This window comes from Nostoc sp. NMS2, assembly GCF_017115105.1.
In the GTDB taxonomy this organism is placed as follows: Bacteria; Cyanobacteriota; Cyanobacteriia; order Cyanobacteriales; family Nostocaceae; genus Nostoc.
Genome location: NZ_JABXKH010000001.1, coordinates 1 through 8,178, shown reverse-complemented (window position 1 = coordinate 8,178; position 8,178 = coordinate 1). Strand labels below are relative to the sequence as shown.

The window sequence follows — 8,178 nt, the reverse complement described above, 5'->3', positions numbered from 1 at the left end:
GGGCATTTTTTTTGAACACAATCGAGTACTTCAAACGATGTTGCCTCTGGTTTTAGACTTTTTCTTGCCAAGTTTTCGTACCATTATTTCGCTACAAGGTCAAGATTACAGGATTTTTACTCTTCTCTAGTAAGTTTTACCACACTAGCTTTTACCCAGCATCCTGATTTGATTTTGCTGCCACTCCAGTTGTAGACAGTGTTGGTAGAGTTCGTTTGCTTGTTCAAGAGTTAAGAAATCGGGGTAATAACTGACTGGTAAAACTGGGGTTGATTCCTGAAACAAATTGAGTTGTTGCATGGTACTTTTCTCCAATTAAAGAACGTAATTGCTGTTAGTTTTAACCAGTAGAGAAAACCTCAATTAACACGCTTTCTGGATACAACCCAACTTTTCCAAAACGTGGGTCATGAATGCGTTCTATTTCTATCCCTTGTTTCCGACACAATGCGCTTGCCTTTCTACCTTTAGTACCCGCTTCTTTTACCGATATTTCTAAACCTTGAAGATTAGCGAAACCAACAACACTATATTTATGGCCACATGGTGTATTCACCCGATCTTGCTCAACTTCAACCGCTTTGAGTCTTGCCAAGATTTGAGTTTGTTGCTGTTGTTGCTCCAATAAATATTGTTCTTGCTGTGCCATCTGTTGAGCGATTGCTGCGAGTAACTGTATTTGTGTCATGACGGTTTCGGAAGGATTGGCGGGTTTAGTCCACCCCAGTAAATCTTGAATCCAGGCACGAACACCAATGCTTTCAAAAGCTTCACAGGCTAATTTTGCTTGTGTGGTACATCTCTTACCAGCTTCATAGCCGTAATAATGAAGTATGGTTGCTACAGCGACATCGGGAATACCGGACTCAGACCATGATTTAATATCAGCACCTTCAAAGCCTTTGTAGATAAGCCTTTCAACCAGTTTAGAGCGAGAAATGTCAGCAGCAGTTTTGAGGCTTCTAAGCAATCCAGCATCATCAACTCCAGCCAGTCTTGCTGCTGCCCGAACACTGGCTTTACCCTGACCATTAGCGTTGACCTGAATCTCTTGTTTTATCTGTTCGATGATTTCAGCGATTTCAATTTGTGACATAACTTTAGTTGGGTGATTAGAAAGAATTAAACATTTACTCGCACCAAACTTTTTTCACCAACCAGTGAGAAACGATTCGATATAGTTGGTGTCTTAATTAACGTTGGTGACATCAATTCAACAAGGTAAAACCAAGAATTATGAACCAGTGCAATCCCCAGAATTAGCCGTTGTTTTGTTCCCTTGTCGTGAGAGCAGAGGATTACTCTTTCGCCCAAAACGAAAGCAGGTTTTTGCACAGTGATGCTTTCTAATTCTCCAGTGGCGATGATTTGGTTTTGTGTGGCGTGAAGGATTTCTTTTCCGCAATCAATTGAGTAAATCCAACACTCGTGCTTCCATTGCATACCGCAGCAATAACCGAATGTTCTTGTTGTGCGGAGAAAAACTCTCTCCAGTAAATTAACTGCAACAGGTGAAATTATTTGTCCCCAAGGTGGGGAAAGATACCAGCTTGTTTGAAGTGTGTTAATGTGGTCAATCATGACTTTTTCCTTTGTTGAGATAAAATTCTTTTCAGACGTTCAAAAATTAGTGCAGCGCATTGGGGGACAATGGCATTGCCCAGAGCGATCAACTGTTGTTTGTGTTGTCTTCTGATGGCTTGGTATTCTGCCCAGAGTTGGCGATATTCTTGTTGGCAATAGAGCGTAAGCGCTGCAATTTCTCTACGACTGAGCCGACTGAAGCTGGGGACTGTGGCAGCAGTAAGGCAATCTGTAAGTCCTGCGTGGGTAAGGAGACATCTGTCCAACCTTGCGGGAAACCCATCATCGCCTCTACTAGATGTACGTTGAGCGATCGCTCTGGCTCCGTATTCAACTGAGTTGTGACTTTGTGATGAGCTGTGGAAGTTGCAATGATTACCGCCGCCGACAAATGCAGCGTTTGTCCGCTCTTTCTCGTACTGGTTCCAGGATGTATGCCGTCTTGAGCTTTGGGAGTTGGTAGCAATAATCCAAACTCGTTCTCGTTTGTGGATGGCCCCCACTTGGCTTGCCGAAACAATTCCCCATTCGACATCGAACCCCATCTGGGCAAATTTCCACAGTAAGGTACGGAAAAATTCACTTCCCTCAGCAGTGAGCAGTCCGGGAACGTTTTCCACAATCGCCCAGTGCAGTCGAACTTCGCAAATGATTCTAAAGAATTCTCCGAACAGGTTACGCTCATCTTTCGAGGCAAGGCGTTTTCCGGCGAGGCTGAAGGGAGGGCAGGGGAGTCCGGCGATGATACCGTCAACTTCTCCAACTCCGATTCTTGCCAAAGACTCAACTGTAATATCATGGATGTCTGAGATAATTGGAATTTGTGGGAAGCGTAGATTTAGAATTTGTTGGCAGTACTGATTAATCTCGCAAAAGGCTACAGTTTCAAAACCGCCGCAAATCTTATGTCCAACGGTAAAACCGCCAATGCCGGAGCAGAGGTCAAGAACTTTTTGAGTTTCCAGGGGAGTGATTTGCTGTGTCATACTCGTCTCCCTAATAAGTAATTAATCGCTTCAACATCAAGAGCAGCAATGCGTTTTTTAATTGATTGTGGTGGGTTATCAAAAAACTGCTTAAGATGCCATCTCCGAATTTGGTAATGTCTGGCAGAGCGTCTTGTAGCTTTGAGCCATCCTCGCTTTACCCATCTTGTAACAGTTGAGAAATTCAATTGGAGAACTTGAGCAATTTCCTGGCAGCTATAATTATCAAGAGTGGGACGAGCTGAATAGCCTAAGCTATTTAACTTCAGATAAATTGCAATTGGTGTGCGTTGATATCCTCGCCTTTTTAGGATTGAAGCTATTTGTTTAACTGTATAGACTTCAGCTTTCGCCTCAATAATTGCGAGTTCTTCATCAGTCCATTTGATACTCATCTGATTCCCTTCCCTATTTATGCAGATTTAGTAGAAGAATATTCTTTGACAATCCGAGCGCTGATAGATTCAAAGTCCACTTGAAAGATGTTCATATCTGTGGACATTTCCCCAGTGTTGTAGCGATCGAGGATGTGCTGTTTAATTGCGGATTGATTCAGCCCATCAGGGATATCGATGTGAGCTTCACTTGTGATTTTTTCAATTACTGTGACAATGACTCTCATGGTTTTTATTCCCATTTGATTAATTTAGGATTCAGAAATCAGAATTATTCTGCATTCTGAATCCTGATTTCTGATTTCTGATTTACACTGCTCCAGCTTTTGCTGTTTGCAACTGTTGCATCCATGCATTGATTGCCGTTAACTCATCTGCACCATTAGCGACAGCATCAATCACTTGCTTTTGATACGAAGATTCAGCATGATTGGAATATTCACACTTGTCTGCTGCCCAAGCCAAACACATTGTTTTCACCAGTTCATTAATCTTGCTAATATGAAGTAGACTTGGGCGATCAACATCCTGAAATTGCAACCACTCTCTGACCAAATCAAGTGGATAATCAAGCAAGGTGCGAATATTTTTAATTCGTAGGTCTTGAGGATGTACTGGTTGAGGAACTACGCTAAGTTTTGCTGGAGCTACTGGCGTTTCTGCTATAGATGGGATAGTTAATGATGTACCACCTAAGCGATATTGAATGTCATTAATGAGAGTTCCCCAATCAGCATTTTTATTCCATTCCCTTTCAATTCTGCTTTTAGTCGCAGCATCGTAAAGATTGCAGAAAACCGTATTTTGTTCACCAGCATTAGCAGCAATAATCAGTGCCTTAGAAAAATCCTGGATACCTGATGCAGCCAAGAGAAAGCTTTTGGTGAAGTTTGTTTCAACACCACTTCTGATGACATAAACTTCATCAGCATTCACTACAATGTCCAGCTTCAGATTGTCCTTTCCTTTGAATTCTTTAGTCGTCAATCGCAGTTCAGACAGATAGCCAGTTAATGCTTTTTGGGAAACAGGGATGGTTTTATCCCTGTCAATATCGTAGTTATACCAGAGATAAGATTCTCCACCTAACTCAGCGTTTTTGACATATAAATAGATGGGTTCAGGAGGGTTGCATAAACCCAGTTTTATTTCAGTAACCATGTTCACCTCGGTTAAAGTTTCATTGATTGGTGTTCTGTGTGCAATAATGGGAATTCTGTAGCGGGAGAAAAACTTCCGTGCGTTCATCTGAAGTAATGGCATTCCTTTAGGTGAACGCTTTTGTACTAAACAGAAAGGTATGAATTGGAGGGGCAAAGGGGTAAAGGAAGGAGGAGGAAAGACTTTTCTCAATACAGTACAGAAGTACAGAGCAAGAACTTTTAAATATTGAGATTCCCTTTCCCCTTTAACCCTTCCCCTTTTCCCTTTCTTGTTTCCGCTCTAACTCCCATTGCAGATAGGTGAGTGCAGTGCTAGCATCAGCAATGTTTAAATCAGGTTGATATCCCTTGTTCAGTAGTTGTTTGTAGTCTGAGTGCGTAGCAATAAGGGATATCAGGGCTTGGGCTTGTTCAACTAAATAGTGCAGATTTGGGTTAGACATCTCAATGCCAAGCCGTGAACATAAATCCTCTGCTTTTACTCCTATTGTTCCTGGTTCAATCTCCGTCGCTAACTCTTCAAGTAAAGATTGAAAATTCGGGTGTTCATCGTTGATTTCAATCTCAAATAAATCTGCACTTTTTGTAACGACAGTTGCCCAATTGGGTAAAGTCTGTGCAATGGTCTTCGCATAAAGTTTCATAATTGTTTCCTCTTGGATTAAAAACCTAAAAATCCTCGGCAATCTCCAACAAAAAACCGCATCCCGTGTTCTGCACTTGCACCAGTTCTCTATCCAGCAGTGTTTGAATCACTGAATCCGAGAATTGGAATTGCAGACGATGCAGAGGAACACAACCGCCGCAAAGCTGAAGTAAACGCAGCAAATGATTAGCTCTACGGTCAAAACTGTTTGTAGAATTAGCCATTGTTTGCACCTTGAGTTAATACAGTTAACTGTCGGTTGAGGATGCTTATCTGTTGTTGATAAAGCTCAATCTCTGCGGTAATTTCTGAGAATAATTCTTCTGGTGTCAGGGGTTGGATTTGATCCTCTTTCAAGTACGATGTTTCGTCAGAGTTTTTATTAGGCATCAGCACATAGCGCCAACCATCATCAAATTGTTCAGCCAACTCTGTACCAGAGGGATAGTAGTAAAGTCCTAGAATCGTGCCTTGTTCTGTACGCTGATCCAAAGCAAAGCGAGGGTATGCCCAGTGTTGGGGGATTGAGATTATAGGTTGCATAGATGTGAATAGGTGAATGAAGGGAAAATGAGAGAAGAATTCAGGAGCCAGAATGGGCTAAACGCCCCGCTACCGCTAACAGAAGTCAGAATTTCGGGAAGAGGTGGGAAGAAGAGGAAGGAGGAAGGAAGGCAGATTTTATTAACTTTTCCACCCTGCTCTTTGTTTCTTTACTGACTCCTGACTCCTGGATTCTGACTACTGAATTACGCTGTGACTAACTCTGCTCTCTCCAGCAGCCGTTGCAATTTATCGCCAGTTAGCTGCTCTAAGGGTTGCTCTAAAAAATATTCATCAAAAATGGATTTGCCATCAGTAGACACGTCCACCATCGACAGCGATAGCACAGCATCAAACACGGAGTTAGAATACTGCTGCTGGACTGAATAACGCCTCTTCACCCACCAGTTACCGTCAGTGCATCCGACTTGCCCCAGTTTCACGCCGTTGTTGTTGTAAATGCCATCATTGAGAATTTCAAACCCATAATTCTGGCACTCGTTGAAGATAGGCGCCATGATTTGGTTTTCGGTCGTGGGGGGTGTTGCTTCTTTCTCCTGCACAGGTAATGAACCGTCTTTGTAGTGAGTGCAGATGAAGCGATCGCAACGCATTAGAGTGTTGGCACGAAATACTTCTTTCTCGTTGACCATTACTACCCAGCGTTGCGTTAAGTGGTTGTCGTCATGGCTGATGCTGGCTACCAGTTTGTCATCAGCGTAATATTCGTGATGGTCAAACGAGATTTCGACTATTCTGAGGGGTTCGGGAGCAACAGCTTGGGCTTGGTCAGCGATGTAGCTGTCGAGTTCGGCTTGGGCGAGGGCTTGTTCGTTAGCGACTTTCTGGACTTGGGCGGATTGGTGGCTGATGATTGCGTTTACCCAGGTTTGAGCCGCTCTTTTGTCCCCAGTGGGTGTAACGCCGAGTTCAGTGGCGATTCTTTTGAGGCGGGGGAGTTTATTGCGGCAAAGGGCTTGCTGTGTGTAGGTTGGATGCGTCATAATAAGATTTCCTTGTAAAAGGGTCAAAGGGCGATCGCGTGGTTTGCGAGACTAAGGCAATCGCTCTTTGTTATTTATATTTTACATACTATTAGTAGGTAAGACAATAGATAGTTATATGAAAGATGGTTATCTATTAAGCTACTACCAATAAATACTATTAATAGATAGACTACTGAAAGTAGGTTAGTCTATGTATATGAATTCAACTCATGGCTGTGGAAGTAAGACTTAAAGAAATTAGAAATGCAAGAGGGATTTCACAAAATGAACTGGCAAGACGACTAGAAATGTCCTTGGCCAATGTTCAAAAAATTGAATATGGCAAAGCCAAGTCAATCCCACTGGATACACTAGACAAATTGTGTCAGATTTTACAATGTGAAGTTGGAGAGTTACTAGTTCGTGTACCAGAAGACGATGGAGGAAGTTCTGAACTACCCACAAGTGTAATGACTGCAACTACGGTTCAAGATAAATCTACAGAGATGTCTAAACCTACTCGCAGCCAAAAAACAAAAAGAGTCGTTGGAATAGTGTTGCCATTTGAAAAAAAGTCAGCATGAGTACCTTGTATCAAAAACTATAAATCCTTTTGATGATTAACCCTACTGCCATGAATCCTTTTATTCTTCCTTGGGTCTGCCTCAAAAAGCAATGCCTGCGGTAAATGCTTCCCTATGCAACTATCTACAACACTGAAAATCTATCTGCACTCGACTTGGAGAAAATGCCAATAAGCTAAAAGAGGTGGAATCATGACTAAGCCATCCTCCAGGCGCAAAAAAGCCACCTCTGCCACATCCAGGGATAGCACACCGCTAGATGACCAAGACCTTGAAGATATCTCTCACCAAGTAGATCCAGCTTCAGCAACAATTATGGTTACTGCTGTTGAAATAGGAGAATTGACCGAAGCAGAGGAAAGCGATCGCTTGCATTTGGAGCGACAAGTAGAAAAAGCGTTTTACCTTGCGGGTAAGGCTTTGATGGAATTGCGAGACAGGAAGTTGTATCGAAATACCCACAAAACCTTTGAGGAGTATTGCCGAGAGCGTTTCGGTTTTGAGCGTCGTTATCCGTACAGGTTAATGGAAAGTACGGTGGTTGTAGATAATCTCATGAAAATGTGTCCTAATAGGACACAAAATGATCTGGGTGCGGACACATTTCCCACAGACTCTAGTGAGGGACAAATTTTACCCATTAACGAATATCAGCTACGACCTTTGATTCCGCTAGAGCCGGAAGTGCAAAGAGAAGCATGGCAGCAGGCCGTTGAGGCAGCGGGTGGTAAAGTCCCATCAGGTCGTGTTGTCAAAGATGTGGTGCAGCGAATTATGGAGCGAACGAAAGTACCCAACACCTACCAAATCGGCGAAGTCTGCCAAATCCTAGTTAAGGACAATCTCGAACTCAGAGGCAAGGGTGGGTGCTGGGCGATTGTTACCGCAGTTAATGAGTTTAGTTGTACCGTTAGAATTTGGGATGGCGAGTACACTGTTGGCTTGCAGTACCTAAAGTCTTACAGTTATTTACCTGCTGAATCTGAACAGATCCAATCCTTGAGCGATCGCCTTGCACGAATATATTTAGATTCGCTGGAGGAGACAGTCAAAAGTCTGTTGCAGTCGTTGGGGAAGCTGAATCGACCTTATCTTACTGGTGTGGAAGAAAAATTGTTGACGCTTCTGGAGTCTGAATACCGGAAGGAGATAACTTAATTTGGCATCTAATGTTGAGGCTTGGGAAAAAAATTAAGCGATATCCGAAAGTGTTTGATGAATCGAGCAATAATAATTTATCTATCTAGATGATTGTCTTTACTTTCTCTGGCAGTTTCAACTTCATGAAAAT

At 42.6% G+C, this 8,178-nt stretch carries 13 protein-coding genes; 2 read left to right on the top strand and 11 right to left on the bottom strand.

What is annotated here, in order from left to right; all coding sequences use genetic code 11:
• Positions 1 to 144: 144 nt before the first annotated feature.
• From HWQ36_RS00065 to HWQ36_RS00015, 11 genes are all read right to left on the bottom strand, one after another.
• Entirely contained in the window at positions 145 to 300 is a 156-nt protein-coding gene (locus HWQ36_RS00065) for a hypothetical protein (protein WP_292696723.1), read from the bottom strand.
• A gap of 40 nt (positions 301 to 340) precedes the next feature.
• A complete protein-coding gene (locus HWQ36_RS00060) occupies positions 341 to 1,096 on the bottom strand; it encodes a hypothetical protein (protein WP_292696721.1) in 756 nt (251 codons plus the stop codon).
• A 26-nt stretch (positions 1,097 to 1,122) separates the two neighbouring features.
• Complete coding sequence (locus HWQ36_RS00055) at positions 1,123 to 1,581, bottom strand: DUF1392 domain-containing protein (protein ID WP_292696719.1); 459 nt, start codon at positions 1,579 to 1,581, stop codon at positions 1,123 to 1,125.
• The gene (locus HWQ36_RS00050) at positions 1,578 to 2,570 is read right to left on the bottom strand and encodes a DNA cytosine methyltransferase (protein WP_292696717.1); all 993 of its coding nucleotides are present in this window, start codon (positions 2,568 to 2,570) and stop codon (positions 1,578 to 1,580) included. The genes HWQ36_RS00055 and HWQ36_RS00050 overlap by 4 nt, the downstream gene beginning before the upstream one ends.
• Entirely contained in the window at positions 2,567 to 2,965 is a 399-nt protein-coding gene (locus tag HWQ36_RS00045; RefSeq protein WP_292696716.1) for a hypothetical protein, read from the bottom strand. The genes HWQ36_RS00050 and HWQ36_RS00045 overlap by 4 nt, the downstream gene beginning before the upstream one ends.
• Positions 2,966 to 2,982: 17 nt before the next feature.
• On the bottom strand, positions 2,983 to 3,192 hold the full coding sequence (locus HWQ36_RS00040) for a hypothetical protein (RefSeq protein WP_292696714.1): 210 nt from the start codon (positions 3,190 to 3,192) through the stop codon (positions 2,983 to 2,985).
• Between the two features lie 82 nt (positions 3,193 to 3,274).
• On the bottom strand, positions 3,275 to 4,126 hold the full coding sequence (locus HWQ36_RS00035) for a hypothetical protein (protein ID WP_292696712.1): 852 nt from the start codon (positions 4,124 to 4,126) through the stop codon (positions 3,275 to 3,277).
• 247 nt (positions 4,127 to 4,373) lie between these two features.
• Positions 4,374 to 4,772: a hypothetical protein gene (locus HWQ36_RS00030; protein WP_292696710.1), complete on the bottom strand. Its 399-nt coding sequence runs from the start codon at positions 4,770 to 4,772 to the stop codon at positions 4,374 to 4,376.
• A 25-nt stretch (positions 4,773 to 4,797) separates the two neighbouring features.
• Positions 4,798 to 4,998, bottom strand: a complete 201-nt coding sequence (locus tag HWQ36_RS00025; RefSeq protein ID WP_292696709.1) for a hypothetical protein — start codon at positions 4,996 to 4,998, stop codon at positions 4,798 to 4,800.
• Positions 4,991 to 5,317, bottom strand: a complete 327-nt coding sequence (locus tag HWQ36_RS00020) for a hypothetical protein (RefSeq protein WP_292696707.1) — start codon at positions 5,315 to 5,317, stop codon at positions 4,991 to 4,993. Before HWQ36_RS00020 ends, HWQ36_RS00025 begins: the two co-directional genes overlap by 8 nt.
• A 206-nt stretch (positions 5,318 to 5,523) precedes the next feature.
• Entirely contained in the window at positions 5,524 to 6,321 is a 798-nt protein-coding gene (locus HWQ36_RS00015) for a hypothetical protein (protein WP_292696705.1), read from the bottom strand.
• Positions 6,322 to 6,533: 212 nt separating this feature from the next.
• On the opposite strand from HWQ36_RS00015, the gene HWQ36_RS00010 reads away from it, so the two are divergent.
• On the top strand, positions 6,534 to 6,887 hold the full coding sequence (locus HWQ36_RS00010; RefSeq protein ID WP_292696703.1) for a helix-turn-helix transcriptional regulator: 354 nt from the start codon (positions 6,534 to 6,536) through the stop codon (positions 6,885 to 6,887).
• 192 nt (positions 6,888 to 7,079) lie between these two features.
• On the top strand, positions 7,080 to 8,045 hold the full coding sequence (locus HWQ36_RS00005) for a hypothetical protein (protein WP_292696701.1): 966 nt from the start codon (positions 7,080 to 7,082) through the stop codon (positions 8,043 to 8,045).
• Positions 8,046 to 8,178 lie beyond the last annotated feature (133 nt).